Source organism: Hyphomicrobium sp. (assembly GCF_035548195.1).
GTDB lineage: Bacteria > Pseudomonadota > Alphaproteobacteria > Rhizobiales > Hyphomicrobiaceae > Hyphomicrobium_B.
The window spans coordinates 44,115-62,120 of record NZ_DASZTY010000037.1 but is presented as its reverse complement, the minus strand read 5'-3'; the positions used below and the strand labels follow the sequence as shown (position 1 = coordinate 62,120).

The following is an 18,006-nucleotide window of genomic DNA, read 5'->3' as shown; positions in this document are numbered from 1 at the left end:
AGCCGAAAGGTTTTGAGCTGTTGCAGCTTCGCCGCTTAATCGGCGGGCGAGAAACCGGGAGGCGCAAGCGTAAATCCGGCAAACGAAAAGCCGGGAGCAACGGTACACCCGACAAGCGTCCACGGGCCCAGACTGCGTGCCCGTTGCCAATGTCCCTTGGGAACGACGGCTTGCGGACGCTCGCCTCCGGGCAAGTCCGGCCCGAGTCGAATGGCCGTGATCGGCCCCCCGCTCGGCGCGATTTCGAGCCTCAAGGGCGCACCGGCATAATAATGCCAGCCCTCCACGGCATCGACCGCATGCCAATGGGACTGCTCGTCGGCTTTCAACAGAAAGTAGATGGCGGTGGAAGCCGCGCGCTCGCCGTCGGCGGCGTTATCGCGGAACGTCTCCCGAAAATGCCCGCCTTCAGGATGCGGTGCTAATTCCAGAAGCGCGATGATGTCGTCGGCAGAAAGATCGGACGTCACGTCGCACCCATTGCTCAGTCGATCACGCCTTGTTTTTCAGTTGCCTGAGATGCGCGAACACTTCCCAGTCCGGAGCGCCGTCAAGGCCGAGCCTGGCGCGAATTCTACGTGACTGCGGTCGCAGGAAAGGATTCGCGGCTTTCTCTGCTTCGATCGTCGTCGGAAGTGTCGGCTTGCCGGCGGCGCGGAGCGCTTCGATTTCGGCGACGCGTGCTTTCAGCGCCTCGTTTTCTGGCTCAACGTTCGTCGCAAAACGAGCATTGCTGAGCGTATACTCGTGCCCGCAGTAAATGCGGGTATCGTCAGGCAAAGCCGCAATTTTCGACAGCGAATCCCACATCATCTGCGGATCGCCTTCGAAAATCCTGCCGCATCCCAGTGAGAAAAGCGTGTCGCCCGTAAACGCAACGCTGTCTTGGGGCAGATGATAAGTTACGTGGCCGAGCGTATGTCCCGGCGTCTCGATCACTTCGATTGGGTGGCCGGCAAAATCGAGCCGTGTCGATGCCGTAACGCCCCGTGTCAGCCCCGGAATCCGGTCGGCCTCGGCTTCGGGACCCGTCACGCTCGCACCGAAATGCCCCTTAAGCTCGGGAATACCGGCCGTATGGTCTGTATGGTGGTGCGTGACAAAGATATGGTTGAGTCGCCAGTTTCGCGCGTTCAGTGCAGTTTTGATGGTACCGGCATGCGGCGCGTCGACGATAGCGGTCTGACCCGACTCCGGCTCGTGCAGAAGCACGCAGTAATTGTCGGCCAGACACGGTAAAAGAACGATTTCAAGGGATCCCATGGGGCGACTCTGGTAGCGGTCGGCGTCGATGTCAAATGGTAGGATAGGCTGCACGGCTGACTTGCGACGCATGCTGCCATTACCGCCCGAGGGCTAGACCGCCGCGGCGTGTCTGGGCAAGATGGGATAAGCTCCGGCTATCAAGTTTTATGCCGATGGACGCGAAAAATCTGCGAGAGTTCTACCGTACGTCGCTTGGCCGGCTGGCGCGTCGTCACCTCTCAGCCGCGATTCGGCAGCGGTGGAAGAATGTCAGCGGCCTGGCGATTGCAGGCTCTGGCTTCGCTTCACCATTTCTTGGACCTTTCCGCACGGAAGCAAAGCGTCTCGCCTGTCTGATGCCAGCGCGGCAAGGTGCACTCGTTTGGCCGTCCACAGGGCAATGCCATACGGTGCTCGTCGGGGAGACGCAGTGGCCGCTGCCCGACAATTCGATCGACCGTCTGCTCGCCGTCCATTGCCTTGAGCAAGCCGAGCGAGCTGGACCGTTACTCCGCGAGATGTGGCGGGTTTTGAGGCCCGACGGCCGTATCCTGATCGTCGTGCCGAACCGGCGTGGACTTTGGTCGCGCATCGATGCGACGCCGTTCGGCTACGGTCTGCCGTTCAGCCGCCGCCAGCTTGAAATGCAGCTGACGGATGCCTTGTTCACGCCGGACGAATGGGGCGAGGCGCTCTATTTCCCGCCCCTGAACAACCGGCTTCTTCTGCGCGTGGCGCCGACGCTCGAACGCTTTGGGACGAGCATGTCTATAGGCGTTTCTGGGGTCATTCTCGTGGAGGCGCACAAGGAGGTCATGGCGCCTATCCCCGCGGGCCGGAAAGTTGCAGCATCGCAAGCGAAACTAACAACGGCCGACACGACCGGCACCGCCGGTGCGAGCCGGCGTTGAAAATTCACGGTTGCTTCGAATTTCGAAGCAGGAACACAGCCTTCTCGCCGAAAAGGTTTTGCATCGAGAGCGACCATTTGATCGGCAGTTGCCGTTCGTAGTCGTTAAACGCGACCGCGCGTTCCACGGTGGCATCGACCTTGGCGCAAAGATCGGCGAAATCACGGATCGTGCAGAGATGCGCGTTGGGAGTCAGAAACCAGACATCCGGAAGGTTGGTTGTCATTGGCATGCGCCCGCCGAACAGAAGTCCCGCGCGAATGCGCCAATGACCGAAATTCGGAAACGACACGATGGCATGACGGCCAATACGCAGAAGATTCTCAAGCACCGTCTTCGGCTGCCGCGTCGCCTGGATTGTCAGAGAAAGGATGGCGTAATCGAAAGCTTGGTCGGGATAATTGTCGAGGTCGCGGTCCGCGTCTCCCTGAATCACGGAAAGTCCACGCGCCACGCAGGCGTTGACCTTTTCACGTTGAAGCTCAACACCTCGGCCGTCCACACCGCGCCGCTCCGAAAGAAGCTGCAACAACTCGCCATCGCCGCAACCGACATCGAGCACCCGCGAGCCTGCCTCCACCATATCGGCGATCAACAGATGATCGACGCGGTGCGTCTTCTTTTCCGCGACAGGTGCCGACAAGTCGGGAGCGTTCATGGCTGCTTCTCCGTCTCGCCGCCAAGCCCACGTTTGATCGCGGCGGCATTGAGGAAGCCGCGCACGGTCGCGTGGAACGTCGGCTCGTCGAGCAGAAACGCGTCGTGGCCCTTATCGCTTTCGATTTCGACGAATGAAACGTTGGCCGCCACTGCGTTAAGAGCTTGGACGATGCGGCGGCTCTCGCGCGTAGGGTAGAGCCAGTCGGATGTGAACGACACGACGCAGAAACGAGTCTTGGTCCCGCGAAATGCGTTCGCGAGCACGCCATCGCGGCCTTCGCGCATGTCGAAATAATCGAGCGCCCGCGTGATGTAGAGATAGCTGTTGGCATCGAAGCGGTCGACGAAAGTCGATCCTTGATGGCGCAGATAGCTCTCGACCTGGAAATCGGCGCTGAAGGAAAATGTTTTCTCCGAACGGTCCTGCAGGCTTCGGCCGAACTTCCGATGCAGAGCTTCTTCCGACAGATAGGTGATGTGTGCGGCCATGCGCGCCACGGCCAGACCGTTCCGCGGCACCTTCCCGGCAGCATAGTAGTTGCCGCCCGCCCACTCGGGGTCGGCCATGACGGCCTGCCGCCCGACCTCATGAAACGCGATGTTCTGCGACGAATGCCAAGCCGCGGTCGCGATCGGCACAGCAGCAAACACGCGATCCTTGAATCGCGATGACCATTCGAGCACCTGCATGCCGCCCATTGACCCGCCGATGACCGCGAAAAGCTGGTCGATTCCGAGATGGTCCATCAGCCGCGCCTGGGCTTCAACCATGTCACCGAGCGTGATGACGGGAAAATCAAGCCCGTACGGAGCACCTGTCTTTGGATTGATCGATGCCGGGCCGGTCGACCCCATGCAGCCGCCCAGCACATTGGAGCAGACGACGAAAAACCGGCTGGTGTCGATCGGCTTGCCAGGCCCGACCATATTGTCCCACCAGCCCGGCTTGCCTGTGATCGGGTGGCGGCTTGCGACATACTGGTCGGCCGTCAAGGCATGACAGATCAGGATGGCGTTGGATTTCGCGGCATTCAGCGTGCCATAGGTCTCATAGGCAATGGAAAAGGGTGCGAGATCCTGCTGGCAAGCCAGGCGCAACGGCGCACTTTCATCGAAATGGACGACGGGGCTCGACGGGGCATGAATCTCCGACTGTCGCCTTGCGACAGAGGCGATTACGTCAGGCGATGCGGCGGTCATCGTGGCGGCCGGTTGATTGCGTTTAATGGGCGTATCGGCTTGCTAGGCCTGTGGTCAATAAAGTCAACTTTAAACTTTGATTTCAACGGGTGAAGCCCCTATCAATGCGCCCGCTAACGGCAATTCTACTCAGTGGCTCGGGACAAATATGGTAACGACGGCGCCAATTGCACGCCCAGGCATTCTCGACATCGAAGCCTACGTGCCCGGTGAGAGCAAGGCAGTGGGCAATATCAGGCCGGCAAAGCTGTCGTCGAACGAAACGCCGCTTGGGCCAAGCCCGAAGGCGATTGCGGCCTTCCAGGCCGCGGCATCGGAACTCGAACGCTATCCGGACGGCCAGGCGACCCTCCTGCGAAACGGGATCGCGCGCCGCTACGGACTGGACGCCGCCCGCATCGTCTGCGGCTCGGGCTCCGATGAGCTTCTCGGATTACTGGCGCGGGCGTATCTCGGCCCAGGCGATGAGGCGATTTACACCGAACACGGGTTTCTCGTTTATCGGATCGCGATCCTGACCAACGGCGCGACACCTATCGTTGCTCCCGAACGCGACCTCAAGACCGACGTCGATGCCATCCTCGCCCGCATCACGCCGAGAACGCGCGTCGTCTTCATCGCCAACCCGAACAATCCGACTGGAACCTACATTCCGATCGAGGAGGTACGTCGCCTCCGCGCGGGCCTTAGAGACGACATCCTGCTCGTGCTTGACGCCGCCTACGCCGAATACGTCAGCCGCAATGACTACGAGGCCGGTCTCGAACTGGTCGCGACCACGTCCAACACGGTGATGACGCGCACGTTCTCGAAGATTCACGGCCTCGCGGCGCTGCGCATCGGCTGGGTGTATTGCCCCGAAAATGTTGCCGACGTCCTGAACCGCATCCGTGGCCCGTTCAATTTGTCGGCTCCCGCAATCGCAAGCGGTGCCGCCGCGATCGACGATATCGAGCACATGGAACGAGCCAAGCGTCACAACGACGAATGGCTGCCCTGGGTCGTAGGCGAGCTTGAAAAACTGGGGCTCGGCGTTACTCCGAGCGTCGCCAACTTCGTTCTGTTTCACTTCAAGGATAACGGCGCGAAGAACGCAGCCGCAGCCGACGAATATCTGAAATCAAAAGGCATAATTCTGCGCAAAGTCGGTGCCTATGGTTTTCCGAACGCCCTTCGCATGACGATCGGTTCGGAGGACGACAACAAGCGTACAATCGCGGCGCTCACCGAATTTCTCAAAGGCGTTGCGTGATGAGCGATAATCCGACAAGTGCAGAAGCGCCGATGTTCAAGCGGCTGGCGCTGATCGGCGTCGGTCTGATCGGGTCGTCGATCAGCCACGCCGCGCGGCGCGCCGGGCTGGTCGGCGAAATCGTCGGCAGCTCGCCATCGTCCGAGACGCGCAAGCGCGCCGAGGAACTGGGCCTCGCAACGAAGATGTACGCCGACCCCTCCGAGGCAGTACGCGGCGCCGATCTTGTAATTCTGTGCGCCCCGGTCGGCGCTTACGCCGCGATCGCAAAAACGATTGGGCCCCATCTCGAACAGGGCGCAATCGTTTCCGACGTTGGATCGGTCAAGAGCGCCGTCGTGCGCGATATCGCACCCCATATTCCAGAGGGCGTGCACTTCATCGCGGGCCACCCCGTGGCTGGCACCGAGCAATCCGGCCCGGACGCGGGATTCGCGGAATTGTTCGACGGCCGCTGGTGCATTCTGACGCCGGAAGCTGACGCCGATGAGTCCGCGCTCGCGCAACTGCGCACATTCTGGGAACGGCTTGGCTCCGACGTCGAAATCATGTCGCCCGACCATCACGATATGGTACTCGCAATCACGAGTCATGTGCCGCATTTGATTGCCTATAACATCGTCAATACCGCCGCGCACCTCGAACGCGTGACGGACAAAGAAGTCATCAAATTCTCAGCGGGCGGTTTTCGCGACTTTACGCGTATAGCGGCTTCCGATCCCGTGATGTGGCGCGACGTCTTCCTCAACAATAAGGAAGCGGTCCTTGAGATGCTCGGGCGCTTCTCGGAGGATCTCGTCACGCTGCAGCGCGCCATTCGCTTTGGCGACGGCGCCACACTCGAAAAACTGTTTACCGACGCGCGCACGATCCGTCGCGGCATCATCCAGGCGAGCCAGGATACGCCGCAGCCCGACTTTGGACGGAGGGCCGGAGCCGGTGCAAAGTCATCGGCTCGCTGACAGAGGCTGAATACGCTTAAGCCGAGCGCGGTCCGGCGGCGAATTGCGCCGTGATGAGGTCTTCCTCTACCGCAAGCGCTTCCTGCGGCGATCCGGCGAGCAGATGGACATGAACCTCGTCGGCGCCGAGGGCCGACGCGTGTTGGCGGATTTCGGCGAGATTGAGCGTCGGCGACTGATTGCAAAGCCGGCCAATGGCAAGTACGGCACGAGAAGATTTGTCTATCTTACGGACAAGAATGTAATTTGCGTCTTCGAGCGTCGGACAGTCGAAGATGCTATAAACAGTATGCACGTAGCGCTTGCCGGAAGCACCTGTCCAAAAATGGAATCTCGGCGCATTTTCGGAGGTTGTCGGAGCGATGGCTTCGACGATCTGTTCGGCTTCCTTGCTGGCCCGGCGCGCCCGAACGTCGGCAAGCCAGATTATTTCGGCACTCATAACGCACACCCCTGATCGGCAACTTTCGCCGTACACTTGTTTTGCGTCCGTGATAGCCCTCAGGGACGTGAGGAATCGTGAACTTTGGATCGAAAATTTGACGGGCCCGCCGACTCGGAAAAGCCTTGGTCAATGAATTGTTGAGAAGCACGTAGATTGCACACACTCAGCCTGAGCTTTAGTCGGCCTTGCGGGTGCAAGCATCAATATCTGGTAACGGTTGGAATAAGGTTGCGCGGAAGAAAATATTAGCCGCAGCGCGAATAGGTGCAGTTCGCGCAGGTCCAGCACCCTTCTATGCGCCGCAACGCGCGATCCCCGCAACGCGGACAAATGCGCGCTCCAGCAATTGGAGCCGAATGCAGGACATCCTGGTCGCCCGTCGCGTGAGCGAATGACCCATCGGAAGCAGGATCTTTTAACCCCTGAGTAATAGCGACAGCTTGGCGTCGTGTTTCGGCATCGGGCGTCAGGTGCGGATCGTCGCGCGTTAAAAATCCGGTCCGGAGCATATGCTCTTCAATAACGTCGCCGATCGCCGCCAACAGGCTCGGAACATAACGCCCATCCATCCAGCGCCCGCCTTCGGGATCGAAAACCGCCTTTAACTCCTCGGCAACGAATGCGACGTCGCCGCCGCGGCGAAAGACGGCGCTGATCATGCGGGTAAGGGCAACCGTCCAAGCATAATGTTCGAGGTTCTTCGTATTGATGAACACTTCAAAGGGCCGCCTGCGCCCATCGCGGACGATGTCATTGATGGTGACGTAGAGCGCGTGCGCGCTTGCGGGCCATTTGATCTTATATGTGACCCCTTCCAGCGCGGCATCGCGTTCGAGCGGCTTTGTCATGTAGACAACGCCAGGAGCCACCGCCGGATCTTCGTTCGCGAACTTGCCCGATGCTTTCTGCGGCGAAACAATTGCAGCTTTTGCCGCTTCATTGCGCGGAGCATCCCCGCTGGAAGATGTCTCGCGCGACAGAACTGCACCCGTCACCGCGTTAGGACGGTACGTCGTGCACCCCTTGAGACCGGAATCGTAAGCCGCAAGATAGATATCGCGGAAGCTTTCGAAACTGATGTCTTCCGGGCAGTTGATCGTTTTCGAGATGGCGCTGTCGACATACGGCTGCAAGGCCGCTTGCATCGCGACGTGCTCAGAGGGCGAAAGCGTCTCCGCCGTCACGAACGTATCGGGCAGTTCCACGTCGCTGCCGAACGCAGCGCGAAACACCCGATGCGCGAAATCCTCGACCGTTTCCTCCGTCGCGGCATTGTCGTCACCGAGGACGCGCCGCCGGAATACAAAATCAAAGACTGGTTCGACCCCACTCGAAACATTGCCCGCAAGGAGCGAAATCGTTCCCGTCGGCGCGATCGACGTCAGGCAGCCGTTGCGGATGCCGTGTGCCGCAATTGCGTCGCGCACATCCTTGCCGAGCCGCCCAACGTTGGGCCGCGCCAAAAATTCCTCGGCATCGTAGAGCGGGAAGGCCCCTTTCTCCGCAGCCAGCGCTGCGCTCGCACGATAAGCGGCATTCTGAATGACAGACATCCATAGTGCCGCGGCTTCACGCGCCGCCGCACTTCCATACGAGAGGCCAAGGAAAATCAGCGCATCCGCGAGCCCGGTAACACCAAGACCGATCCGCCGCTTGGCGCGCGCTTCCTCCGCCTGTTGGGGCAGCGGATACCGTGAAAGATCGATGACATTATCCAGGAAGCGCACGGCAGTCGCCACGCGCGCCTCAAGCTTCGCCACGTCAATATGCGCATCCGGCGTAAACGGCTTCTCGACGAGCCGCGCCAGATTGATCGATCCGAGCAGACACGCGCCATAGGGAGGTAGCGGCTGCTCCCCACAGGGGTTCGTAGCCGAGATCGTTTCGCAATAGGAGAGATTGTTCGCGGCGTTGACGCGGTCGATGAAAATCACGCCCGGCTCGGCGTAATCGTATGTCGCGCGCATGATCTGATCCCACAGCGTCCGCGCTTCGACCGTTTTATACACCTTGCCCTCGAACACGAGATCCCACCGCGCGCCGCGTTTCACGGCGTCCATGAAAGCGTCGGTGACAAGAATCGAGAGATTGAAATTTCTGAGCCGCTGCGAATCGGCCTTTGCCGCTACGAACGCTTCTATGTCCGGATGGTCGCACCGCAGCGTCGCCATCATCGCGCCCCGACGCTGTCCGGCCGACATGATCGTGCGGCACATTGCATCCCAGACGTCCATGAAGCTGACAGGACCGGAAGCATCCGCTCCGATACTTTTGACCGGCGCACCGCTCGGACGAAGGGTAGAGAAGTCGTGCCCGATGCCGCCGCCCGCCTGCATCGTCAGTGCCGCTTCCTTGACGCTCTCGAAGATACCCGACAGGTCGTCCGGGATTTGGCCCAGCACGAAGCAATTGAAAAGCGTCACGTTGCGGTCGGTGCCGGCCCCCGCAAGGATTCGGCCAGCCGGCTGGAAGCCGAAATCGGCCATGGCGTCGTAAAACGCGCCCGCCCACTGCTGCTGAAGATTGTTGTTCTTTTCGACGGACGCCGCCGCCGTGGCGACGCGGCGAAAAGTGTCCTCGACCGATTGGTCCTGGATCGCCGTGGACGATCCGGCAAAGCGGTATTTCCGCCGCCAAATGGCGCCGGAAATCGCTGGCAAACCTGACAAAATCGCGCTCATTTGGGTTCCCGAAATATAGGGATTTGCGCCGCATCTTCAATTCATGTTCACTATATGTTCCAAAAGAAGACGTGTCAATCGTCCGACAAGAAGCAAGCGGCCGATACGCGTTTGCGTCCGCTAATGACCGGTCAAATCGAACCTTTGCTCTCGGCTTGCCGCGCGAGAGGCGGCGGCTCGTCACCCTGGGCGGCTTCCTCAATCAACCGCCGGCTGGCCGCTTCGATTTCCGTTTCTATGCGACGGCGAAACTCCGTACGCGGAAGACCCGGCGGCAATGAGGGAAGAAACTCGACGACGATCGTGCCCGGATAGCGCCAGATGCTCCGCCTCGGCCAGAAGAGCCCTGAGTTCAACGCCAGCGGCACGGTGACCACGTTCAGCGCCTCATAGAGCGCGATGTAACCGGGCTTATAGTCCGGCGGCGCTCCCGGAATCGTGCGCGTCCCTTCCGGAAAGATAACGACCTCGCGCCCGATGCTGACCCGCTGCTTGGCATCCCGGATCAGTGCTTTCAGGGCCGCCGAAGCTTTCTCACGCTTGACGAGGATGTGCTCGAACTTGACGCAAAACCAGCCGTAGAACGGAATCCATTTCAGCTCGTCCTTCAGCACAATGGCCGGATCTCGGAAAAGAGAAATCAGTCCGAAACTGTCCCAAGCTGATTGATGCTTGGCGACAACGAGGCAGCCACTCTTCGGAAGATTTTCTTGTCCGCGCACGTCGAGCTTCGTTCCGCAAATCAAACGAAGAAGCCAGACGCAGGTGCGTCCGTGCAGCTCAAGGCCTTTCATGGCCCAGGATCGCGGACCCAACAACAGCCAGGACCCGAGCACGAGATAGAGCGCGGTCACAATATAGAACGTAAAGAAATAAATCAGCGACCTGACGATCACGAGACCGCTCGGGCGGCGTTCCGCACGATTAGCCATCGGCGCGCTTTGGAAGGGTCGCGGCAACGGAACGATCGTCGCGCCAGTCAATGACGCGCTGGGCTGCCAAGCGGGCGACAGCAGGAAGATATTTCAGGTATTCCGAAACGAGCACTCGCGTCGTCGACGCGTGCAACCACCAAGCCGTCTCTGGAAAGCGGCGCGGAGTCACCGGGAAAGGCAGTAACGTCACATTCGGCATGGCGAGCGCGAGCTCCGCAAGGCTGCGTGGCATATGATAGCGAGAGGTCACGACAATTAACCGGACAAAGCCGTTATTCTTCGCCCATGTCCGCGTTTCGTCCGCATTGCCGACAGTGTCGAGCGCCTCATAGCCAAGGTCGACACAGCAGTTGAATGTCTTCGCGTCTAGCCCAAGCAGATGTTGCATCTCTCGTCGCGTAACCTTGCGATTGACGCCGGAGATTAGGAGTCGTTTGGCCCTGCCTTCCGACAGGAGTTTAGCGCCCGCTTCCATCCGGAGATCGCCACCCGTCAAAACCACGATTCCGTCGGCTTTATCTTCGCCATTGACGTCCTCCCGCGTGACGGAAATCGCGAACAGCAGGAATCCGAATACCAGCGCGCCAAGAGCGAGCGCTAGCATTGAAACGACTGATTGCGAAAACCCCTTCATCGGATCACGGACGTTGAATGGTGCAAAGGATCGGCCGCAAGCCGCCGGTCCCGACGCATAGCCGATTCTTACGGAGCGGGCAGCTTACAGCATGAGCGCCTGTCTTTTCGCATTTTGCGTGATGTCGCAAGCCTGCACCGCCATGGCCCAGGCATTGCGGGCTCTGCTAATGTCGGCCGTTCAGAATGCGATGGACGCCGACGCGCGACGTCCCCATGCACAGGCCCGCGATAATGATCACGACGAGGCCGAGGATCACATAACCGAGGGCATCGAGCGACCCGGTGCCAATGAGTCGCTGCATTTCGACCGCGCTCACAGCCCCGCCGCCCAGAAGCTCCGTTATGGCCGGCATACTCATGAAGACGACCATCGCGCACGTCGCCCCCACAATTCCCGCTTTTATACCGAGCCGCAGAAAATGCTTCTCGAACTCGCGGGAGATGAATTTGTCCGTCGCTCCGACGAAGTGAAGGACTTCCACGATTTCCCGATTCGATGCCATCGCGCTACGCGTCGCCGAGACAATGATCGCCATCGTCGCTGCTCCGACAAGCGCCAGTATCGCTAGCCCGCCTAACGCCATTGATCGCGTAACGGCGCGGATTTGCCGTTGCCACCGCCGGTGATCGTCGAGAGAGACGCCGTTGAACTCCCGTCCGAGCGCTGCGCCGACGTCTGCAAGCGCCGGAGGATTGTCACGATCGACCTGGACCGCAATCAGGCGCGGAACGGGAAGTGACTTGAGCGCGTCGCCGGAGCCCAGCCAGGGCTTCAGGAGATCGGCGGATTCGTCGAGACTGAGCGCCCTGACATTCGCAATGCCGCGCTGTTTTTGAAGATAGGTAACCACATCGGTGACGGCCTTGTCGGTATCGCCGTTCTCCTGCGGCGTCACCTGAACCGTCACTTCGCTTGCGATATCCTTGAGCCAGGCATCGGAGGACTCCTTGATCATCCATACGGCACCCGCGGTAAGACAGGCAAGGAAGCACATGATCGCGATGACGAGCGTTAGCGAACGGCCGGTAACGGAGCCCGGCGGCACGACGGGCGCCATCACTTTCATCTTTCGGCTTCGATCGCTGCCGCGCGGCGGAATATAGGGGTCCGTCGTTTCAATCGTCGCATGAGCGTCCGATCCATTGTATTGGTATGAGGCTGCGCCGGTGGGCAGCATCGTCGGCGGTTCGTCGTATGGATCGTAGCCCCCAGCCGGCATGGCGGGTTCGGCACGTCCGGGAAAGCGGCTAGATGATCCGGACATGGCCCCTGTGCACCTCAATGCGCGGCGCCTTGAACTGCCGCATCAGTTGATAATCGTGCGTCGCGATGACCACCGACGTGCCGAGCCGGTTCAACTCCACGAAAAGGCGCAACAACCGTCGCGCCATCTGGGGGTCGACGTTTCCCGTCGGCTCGTCGGCCAACAACACTTCCGGCTTGCCAATGACGGCCCGCGCGATCGCCGCTCGCTGCTTTTCTCCACCCGACAGGACGGAGGGATTAGCATACATCCGGTCCCCAAGACCAACCCACTGCAGCAGGTCTGTCACATCCTCGCGGTAATCGGCGGGCCTCTTCCCCGTGACCTGCAGAGGCAAAGCGACGTTTTCCCAGACGGTCAGATGATCGAGAAGCCGGAAATCTTGGAAAACGATACCAATCCGGCGGCGCATCTGAGCACGTTTCTGCGGCCCGACCCGCGTAACGTCCTCATTGAACATCTGCAAAGCGCCGCGGCTCGGATGCAGGGACATGAACATCAGTCGCAAAAGCGACGTTTTTCCCGCCCCGGATTCTCCGTGTAAAAAGTGGAACGAGCCGGGCCGCAGGTGGAACGTGACATCCGTCAGCACCGCCGGTCCGTTGTCGTATTTCAGTCCGACATTCGTCAACCGAATCACGGGAGTATCAGCCTCGCTGGGAGAAATCAGACTCGTGCTTACATCCAGGCGCGTATAGACACGCCAATCCAGCACCGATCAATCGATTACGATTGTGGCGCAGTCGTGTACACAGAAAGCTGGATGATTATGACCGGCCGCAGTGGGCTGTCGGCATTTTTTTGGGTAAATTGCATGTCTGATACGAAAACGGGGCTCGCTATCGAGACGATCTTTTCAGCAGATGAGATCAGCGAGCGATTGCAGGCTTTGGCGGCCGAGATTGCCTCAAAGCGGCCGCAAAACCTGCTTGTCGTTCCGATCCTGAAGGGAAGCTTCGTCTTTGCCGCGGATCTGTTGCGAGCCCTCTATGCAGCCGGGCTTACGCCGGAAGTCGACTTTCTGACGCTTTCGAGCTACCGGAAAAGCCGGATATCGTCGGGTCAGGTATCGATTTTGCGCGACCTGGACCTCGATGTGCACCATCGGCACGTGATCCTGATCGATGATGTCCTCGATTCAGGACGAACCTTAGCCTTCGCAAAAGACCTGATTTCGGCGCGCGGCGCAGAGAAAATCGAGACCTGCGTTCTTCTTGACAAAAGGACGACACGCGCCGTTTCGATCGAGCCGGATTATTGCGCGTTCACTTGTCCGGACGTTTTTGTCGTCGGTTACGGCATGGATGTCGGACATCGTTACAGAGAACTGCCATTTGTCGGACGGCTCGTGGACTGAGCCCGTGTCGGGATCAACCGAGGGAGGTGCTGTGACATGGCGACGATCCTGCTCGCAGATGACGATGCGGCCGTGCGCGATCTCGTCAAGCGCGCCTTGAGTTCTGAAGGACATACTGTCCACGTCACGCAGGACGGTCTTGAGGCGCTCGATTATCTCGCAGGAAACGCCGCTACCGTCGATCTATTGGTCACCGACGTCGATATGCCCCAGCTGGATGGTATCTCCCTCGCCGAAAAAGCCCTCGTTTTGAGACCTGGCCTTGCGCTCGTTTTGATGTCGGGATTTTCCGATCAACTCGACCGTGCGGCTCGTCTTCGCGTACGCCGGCTGTTGTCGCTCGAAAAGCCGTTTACGCTGGAGCAGATCAAGCAAGTCGTGCGTTCGGCGCTGACTTGAAACACATCGGCATTCGGAATCAGCCGCCCGTCACGCTCATGTGGCGCGTCAGGGATGGCTTTTTCGTCCGTCGGTCGATGACGAAGTCGTGTCCCTTGGGCTTTCTTGAAATCGCTTCGACGATCGCGGTATCGAGCAACGTATCGTCATCGGAAGCGCGAAGCGGCGCGCGAAGATCGGCTGCGTCCTCCTGACCCAGACACATAAAGAGCGTCCCCGTACAGGTCAGCCGGACGCGATTGCAGCTTTCGCAAAAATTGTGCGTAAGCGGCGTAATAAAGCCGAGGCGGCCGCCTGTCTCCTTCACGGTGACGTAGCGCGCCGGACCTCCGGTCCGGAACGCGCTTTCCTGTAGCGTGAAGCGATCCATAAGCTTCGCTCGGACCATCGACAGCGGCAGGTATTGCGCCGTGCGATCCTCCCCGATATCGCCGAGAGGCATGGTTTCGATCAACGTCATGTCGGCGCCGCGACCATGGGCGAACCTGATCAGATCCTCGATCTCATCTTCGTTGACGCCTTTTAGGGCCACGGCGTTGATCTTGATTTTGATCCCCGCTTTTTCCGCCGCGTCGAGACCGCGCAGAACCGTCGCGAGATCACCCCAACGCGTAATCGCTCGGAACTTCACCGCATCGATCGTATCGAGCGAAACGTTGATCCGCTCGACGCCCGCTGCTTTCAACTCGCTGGCGTATTTTTCGAGCTGGCTGCCATTGGTCGTTAACGTCAGCTCTTGCAGATCGCCGCTTTCAAGGTGACGGCCAAGAGCGCGGAACAGCCACATGATGTTCTTGCGAACCAACGGCTCGCCGCCTGTGATGCGGAGTTTCTTGACGCCCCGGCGGACGAACGCCGCGCACAAACGATCGAGCTCCTCAAGGGACAGCAAATCGCGTTTCGGCAGAAAGGTCATATGTTCGGACATACAGTACACGCAGCGGAAGTCGCAGCGGTCCGTAACCGATACGCGCAGATACGCGATCTCCCGTCCGAAGGGATCGACGAGTTGTTGAGCGTTATCAATTCGCTGTAGAGCCAGCGACGTGTCTGCTGAAACCTGCGCCATTCGCCTTAATATCGGAGGTTGGGCGGAGGAGGGCAAGAGGCCGCAAGACCGCACGTTTTGTGCTTTATGCCCGATGCCTCAGGCTTTTGAATGACCCGAGGGCTTTTTCGATCAGTTCTGCGATGCCGACAACGTCATCGAGGTTAAAAACCGCCTTGCCGGGCGCGTCGAGTTCATAATCGGCCGCAATGGCCAAAACATGCGGATCACTGGCCGCAAGCAACCGTTCATGGGCAACAGCTGCGCGTCGCACTTCGATTTTCGGTATGGCTGCCGATTTGTAGCCTTCCACAAGGATTATGTCCGCAGGCTCAAGTCTGGCCGCAACGGCATCAAGTGCCGGCTCTCCTGCCGTTTCGATTTCTTCAATGATCGCCACGCGCGATCCTGAAACGATGGCCGTCTCGGCGGCTCCGGCAGCGCGATGTCGCGCCGTGTCGCTCCCCGGCGCATCGATATCGAATTTATGATGCGTATGCTTGATGGTCGCGACACGGAGGCCGCGTTGCGCAAAGTGCCCTGCCAGCTTTTCGATGAGCGTCGTCTTGCCGGAGTTGGACCATCCTGCAATGCCAAAAAGTGGGGCAGGCTGCGGCACAGAGGAATCAAAAGACATCGCTTAATCCCTTTCAGATCTTGCCGATCAGAGCCTTCGCAATTGCGAGATCGTCCCTCGTGTTGACGTTGAAAAAAGGATCGACGTCAACACCGTCAATGTTGCGCATCGCGAACGGCACAGCAACGGCTTTGAGGCCCTCCGTCAGCGCATTCACGCTCAAAGCCCGTCGCTTCAAGGCGTCTACGACCGCGTCGCGCGCGCCGAGAGGCCAGAGAGCTATGGTTGGATGCCGCCGTTCCGCCGACATCGCGATGGCAACGCCGTCACCGCGCTGGACATCGAGCTTTTCCACGAGATCGAGCGGCAGAAAGGGGACGTCCGTCGAAACGGTCGCGATCGCAGTGCAATCGGAGGCATTCTCCCTTTGCCAGTCGAGCGCCGCAAGGATGCCGCTGAGCGGGCCAAGCTCCGGTTCGACGCGGTCGGAAATCGTCTCAAGGCCGAATTGTGCGAAACGGCTGGCGTCGCCATTAACATTCAGGACCAATCGGCCGACCTGTGGGCGAAAGCGCGCGATGACGTGGGAGAGGACAGGTTGCGCCGCAAGCTCGGCGAGCCCCTTGTCGCTTCCGCCGAAGCGCCGCGATTTACCACCTGCCAGGATAACGCCGAGAATCTGGGGCTTTGCTGCCATGTGGCACGCTTAAATGTCTCGCTTGCGCGCCGCAAGAACCGATCAAAGTCCAAACAAGCTAAAGTCGTGGTCTTTATTGGCGTATCCGGCTTCCATCATCCGTCTACCCGACATATATCGGGCGAAGAACCGTTTACGTTTGCGCGGTGGAGACTGCGCTCAGGAGATTTCCCAATATGCCGCTGGAAAAAGGCGACGTGCTCACAGCACTTCGCCGAGTTAAAGGCCCCGACCTCACGGGCAACATCGTCGATCTCGGCCTCGTGTCTGAAATACTGATCAAGAACGATCACGCATATTTCTCAATCACCGTGCCGCCCGATCGCGCCGAGGAATTGGAGCAGTTGCGTCTCGCCGCAGAAAAAGTCGTTTCCGGTATCGAAGGCGTGAGCGGCGTTACGGCAGTCCTGACGGCCGATGCAGCCGCCGGATCCGTTGCGCGCGCGAAACCTACGCCCCCATCGCCAACGCGAACGGTGCTGCCCATCGGCCGCGCAGAGCATCCACGTGTCCAGGCCGCCCGAGCCAAGGGAGCCACCGGCGACGGAGCAGGTCCCCGCCAAGCCGCGTCCGGAACCGGACATTCGGTTAGGGCCCAGGCCGTCCCCGGGGTAAAGCACATCATCGCCGTTGCCTCCGGCAAGGGCGGCGTCGGAAAATCGACGGTCGCGGTCAACATTGCTCTCGGTCTCCAAGCTCTCGGTCTGAAGGTCGGGATCATCGACGCCGACATTTACGGCCCCTCGCAGCCACGCCTGCTTGGCGTCTCAGGAAAACCGCGCGTCGCGCACGGCAAAGTCATTACTCCGCTGGAAGGCTGGGGCCTGAAAGTCATGTCGATGGGCTTTCTCGTCGATGAAGGAACGCCCGTCGTCTGGCGCGGACCTATGGTCGTCTCGGCGCTGAGTCAGATGCTGCGCGAAACCGATTGGGCAGGCGACACCGGCAATCTCGACGCACTCGTCATCGACATGCCGCCGGGGACCGGCGACATTCAGCTGACGATATCCCAGAGCGTGCCGCTTTCAGGTGCCGTCATCGTTTCGACGCCCCAGGACTTGGCGCTAATCGATGCGCGTAAGGGCATCGCGATGTTCAAGCGCGTCGAGGTACCGATCCTCGGCATCGTCGAGAACATGAGCTATTTCCTGTGTCCCAAGTGCGGCGAACGTTCCGACGTATTCGGCCACGGCGGCGCACGCGACGAAGCGCAAAAGCTGGGTGTGCCGTTCCTCGGCGAAGTGCCGTTGCACATGGAAATTCGCGAAACATCCGACAGCGGCAAGCCCGTGACCGTTGCGGCACCGGAAAGCGCCTATGCGCAAATCTTCCGTGGTCTTGCAGCGAATGTCTGGGGCGAGGTCGAGCGCGCCAAAGGAACACTGACACCGCCGCCGCACCTTGAGCTTACTGACAGCGGCAAAAACCTGAGAGCTGCTTTTCCGGATGGGCGCACGTTCGATCTTTCAGCCGAATTCCTGCGCGTCGTAAGCCCCTCCGCGGAAGTGCAAGGTCATTCGCCCTCGCAACGGATTACGGTTCCGGGAAAAAAGAACGTTAAGATCACCGGCATGACCCCAGTCGGCAATTACGCCACCCGTCTTGCCTTCGATGACGGTCACAACACCGGCCTTTACACGTGGGGCTACTTGCATCTGCTCGGCCGCGAGAAGGACGCGCGCTGGACCAAATATCTCGAAGAACTCGCTGCCAAAGGGCTCACGCGAGAGTAGCCT

General features: G+C 59.8%; 19 protein-coding genes. 6 read left to right on the top strand and 13 right to left on the bottom strand.

Features of this window, described 5'->3' with window-relative positions; all coding sequences use genetic code 11:
• Positions 1-35: 35 nt before the first annotated feature.
• A complete protein-coding gene (locus tag VHB22_RS15375) occupies positions 36-470 on the bottom strand; it encodes a cupin domain-containing protein (protein ID WP_325457864.1) in 435 nt (144 codons plus the stop codon).
• A gap of 22 nt (positions 471-492) precedes the next feature.
• Positions 493-1,263 (bottom strand): hydroxyacylglutathione hydrolase, encoded by a 771-nt coding sequence (gene gloB / locus VHB22_RS15370; protein ID WP_325457863.1) that lies wholly within the window; start codon positions 1,261-1,263, stop codon positions 493-495.
• Positions 1,264-1,418: 155 nt separating this feature from the next.
• On the opposite strand from gloB, the gene VHB22_RS15365 reads away from it, so the two are divergent.
• On the top strand, positions 1,419-2,156 hold the full coding sequence (locus VHB22_RS15365; protein ID WP_325457862.1) for a class I SAM-dependent methyltransferase: 738 nt from the start codon (positions 1,419-1,421) through the stop codon (positions 2,154-2,156).
• A gap of 4 nt (positions 2,157-2,160) precedes the next feature.
• On the opposite strand, the gene metW is transcribed toward VHB22_RS15365, so the two are convergent.
• Together metW and metX are read right to left on the bottom strand one after the other, a co-directional pair.
• Positions 2,161-2,814, bottom strand: a complete 654-nt coding sequence (gene metW, locus VHB22_RS15360) for a methionine biosynthesis protein MetW (RefSeq protein WP_325457861.1) — start codon at positions 2,812-2,814, stop codon at positions 2,161-2,163.
• On the bottom strand, positions 2,811-4,016 hold the full coding sequence (metX, locus tag VHB22_RS15355) for a homoserine O-acetyltransferase MetX (protein ID WP_325457860.1): 1,206 nt from the start codon (positions 4,014-4,016) through the stop codon (positions 2,811-2,813). The genes metW and metX overlap by 4 nt, the downstream gene beginning before the upstream one ends.
• A 148-nt stretch (positions 4,017-4,164) precedes the next feature.
• Between metX and hisC the strand changes: the two genes are divergently transcribed.
• A complete protein-coding gene (gene hisC, locus VHB22_RS15350) occupies positions 4,165-5,268 on the top strand; it encodes a histidinol-phosphate transaminase (RefSeq protein WP_325457859.1) in 1,104 nt (367 codons plus the stop codon).
• Positions 5,268-6,230, top strand: coding sequence for a prephenate/arogenate dehydrogenase family protein (locus VHB22_RS15345; RefSeq protein WP_325457858.1), 963 nt, complete (start codon positions 5,268-5,270; stop codon positions 6,228-6,230). Before hisC ends, VHB22_RS15345 begins: the two co-directional genes overlap by 1 nt.
• A gap of 16 nt (positions 6,231-6,246) precedes the next feature.
• Here the strand turns inward: VHB22_RS15345 and VHB22_RS15340 are convergent, their stop codons facing one another.
• The 6 genes from VHB22_RS15340 to ftsE form a co-directional block, all read right to left on the bottom strand.
• The gene (locus VHB22_RS15340; protein ID WP_325457857.1) at positions 6,247-6,672 is read right to left on the bottom strand and encodes a hypothetical protein; all 426 of its coding nucleotides are present in this window, start codon (positions 6,670-6,672) and stop codon (positions 6,247-6,249) included.
• Between the two features lie 248 nt (positions 6,673-6,920).
• A complete protein-coding gene (locus VHB22_RS15335) occupies positions 6,921-9,356 on the bottom strand; it encodes an adenosylcobalamin-dependent ribonucleoside-diphosphate reductase (protein ID WP_325457856.1) in 2,436 nt (811 codons plus the stop codon).
• A gap of 131 nt (positions 9,357-9,487) precedes the next feature.
• Positions 9,488-10,288 carry a lysophospholipid acyltransferase family protein gene (locus VHB22_RS15330; protein ID WP_325457855.1) on the bottom strand — a complete coding sequence of 267 codons (801 nt, stop codon included), beginning with the start codon at positions 10,286-10,288 and terminating at the stop codon, positions 9,488-9,490.
• Positions 10,281-10,895 (bottom strand): YdcF family protein, encoded by a 615-nt coding sequence (locus VHB22_RS15325; RefSeq protein WP_325457854.1) that lies wholly within the window; start codon positions 10,893-10,895, stop codon positions 10,281-10,283. Before VHB22_RS15325 ends, VHB22_RS15330 begins: the two co-directional genes overlap by 8 nt.
• A gap of 196 nt (positions 10,896-11,091) precedes the next feature.
• The gene (locus tag VHB22_RS15320; protein ID WP_325457853.1) at positions 11,092-12,192 is read right to left on the bottom strand and encodes an ABC transporter permease; all 1,101 of its coding nucleotides are present in this window, start codon (positions 12,190-12,192) and stop codon (positions 11,092-11,094) included.
• Complete coding sequence (gene ftsE, locus VHB22_RS15315) at positions 12,176-12,832, bottom strand: cell division ATP-binding protein FtsE (protein ID WP_325457852.1); 657 nt, start codon at positions 12,830-12,832, stop codon at positions 12,176-12,178. The genes VHB22_RS15320 and ftsE overlap by 17 nt, the downstream gene beginning before the upstream one ends.
• Positions 12,833-13,006: 174 nt before the next feature.
• Between ftsE and hpt the strand changes: the two genes are divergently transcribed.
• Positions 13,007-13,549, top strand: a complete 543-nt coding sequence (gene hpt, locus VHB22_RS15310) for a hypoxanthine phosphoribosyltransferase (RefSeq protein ID WP_325457851.1) — start codon at positions 13,007-13,009, stop codon at positions 13,547-13,549.
• Positions 13,550-13,585: 36 nt separating this feature from the next.
• Positions 13,586-13,948, top strand: a complete 363-nt coding sequence (locus VHB22_RS15305) for a response regulator (protein ID WP_325457850.1) — start codon at positions 13,586-13,588, stop codon at positions 13,946-13,948.
• 19 nt (positions 13,949-13,967) lie between these two features.
• Here VHB22_RS15305 and moaA read toward each other — a convergent pair whose 3' ends face one another.
• The 3 genes from moaA to mobA all read right to left on the bottom strand — a co-directional run bounded on the left by moaA (position 13,968) and on the right by mobA (position 16,270).
• Positions 13,968-15,017 carry a GTP 3',8-cyclase MoaA gene (gene moaA / locus VHB22_RS15300; RefSeq protein ID WP_325457849.1) on the bottom strand — a complete coding sequence of 350 codons (1,050 nt, stop codon included), beginning with the start codon at positions 15,015-15,017 and terminating at the stop codon, positions 13,968-13,970.
• Positions 15,018-15,081: 64 nt separating this feature from the next.
• Positions 15,082-15,633 carry a molybdopterin-guanine dinucleotide biosynthesis protein B gene (gene mobB, locus VHB22_RS15295; protein ID WP_325457848.1) on the bottom strand — a complete coding sequence of 184 codons (552 nt, stop codon included), beginning with the start codon at positions 15,631-15,633 and terminating at the stop codon, positions 15,082-15,084.
• Between the two features lie 13 nt (positions 15,634-15,646).
• A complete protein-coding gene (gene mobA, locus VHB22_RS15290; protein WP_325457847.1) occupies positions 15,647-16,270 on the bottom strand; it encodes a molybdenum cofactor guanylyltransferase MobA in 624 nt (207 codons plus the stop codon).
• Positions 16,271-16,446: 176 nt separating this feature from the next.
• Between mobA and VHB22_RS15285 the strand changes: the two genes are divergently transcribed.
• Entirely contained in the window at positions 16,447-18,003 is a 1,557-nt protein-coding gene (locus VHB22_RS15285) for a P-loop NTPase (RefSeq protein ID WP_325457846.1), read from the top strand.
• The last annotated feature ends 3 nt before the right edge of the window (positions 18,004-18,006 follow it).

Bases quoted from the DNA above. Each gene is read 5' to 3' on its own strand.
- gloB (WP_325457863.1), bottom strand. From the start codon at position 1,263: ATGGGATCCCTTGAAATCGTTCTTTTACCGTGTCTGGCCGACAATTAC.
- VHB22_RS15365 (WP_325457862.1), top strand. From the start codon at position 1,419: ATGGACGCGAAAAATCTGCGAGAGTTCTACCGTACGTCGCTTGGCCGG.
- metW (WP_325457861.1), bottom strand. From the start codon at position 2,814: ATGAACGCTCCCGACTTGTCGGCACCTGTCGCGGAAAAGAAGACGCAC.
- metX (WP_325457860.1), bottom strand. From the start codon at position 4,016: ATGACCGCCGCATCGCCTGACGTAATCGCCTCTGTCGCAAGGCGACAG.
- hisC (WP_325457859.1), top strand. From the start codon at position 4,165: ATGGTAACGACGGCGCCAATTGCACGCCCAGGCATTCTCGACATCGAA.
- VHB22_RS15345 (WP_325457858.1), top strand. From the start codon at position 5,268: ATGAGCGATAATCCGACAAGTGCAGAAGCGCCGATGTTCAAGCGGCTG.
- VHB22_RS15340 (WP_325457857.1), bottom strand. From the start codon at position 6,672: ATGAGTGCCGAAATAATCTGGCTTGCCGACGTTCGGGCGCGCCGGGCC.
- VHB22_RS15335 (WP_325457856.1), bottom strand. From the start codon at position 9,356: ATGAGCGCGATTTTGTCAGGTTTGCCAGCGATTTCCGGCGCCATTTGG.
- VHB22_RS15330 (WP_325457855.1), bottom strand. From the start codon at position 10,288: ATGGCTAATCGTGCGGAACGCCGCCCGAGCGGTCTCGTGATCGTCAGG.
- VHB22_RS15325 (WP_325457854.1), bottom strand. From the start codon at position 10,895: ATGCTAGCGCTCGCTCTTGGCGCGCTGGTATTCGGATTCCTGCTGTTC.
- VHB22_RS15320 (WP_325457853.1), bottom strand. From the start codon at position 12,192: ATGTCCGGATCATCTAGCCGCTTTCCCGGACGTGCCGAACCCGCCATG.
- hpt (WP_325457851.1), top strand. From the start codon at position 13,007: ATGTCTGATACGAAAACGGGGCTCGCTATCGAGACGATCTTTTCAGCA.
- VHB22_RS15305 (WP_325457850.1), top strand. From the start codon at position 13,586: ATGGCGACGATCCTGCTCGCAGATGACGATGCGGCCGTGCGCGATCTC.
- moaA (WP_325457849.1), bottom strand. From the start codon at position 15,017: ATGGCGCAGGTTTCAGCAGACACGTCGCTGGCTCTACAGCGAATTGAT.
- mobB (WP_325457848.1), bottom strand. From the start codon at position 15,633: ATGTCTTTTGATTCCTCTGTGCCGCAGCCTGCCCCACTTTTTGGCATT.
- mobA (WP_325457847.1), bottom strand. From the start codon at position 16,270: ATGGCAGCAAAGCCCCAGATTCTCGGCGTTATCCTGGCAGGTGGTAAA.
- VHB22_RS15285 (WP_325457846.1), top strand. From the start codon at position 16,447: ATGCCGCTGGAAAAAGGCGACGTGCTCACAGCACTTCGCCGAGTTAAA.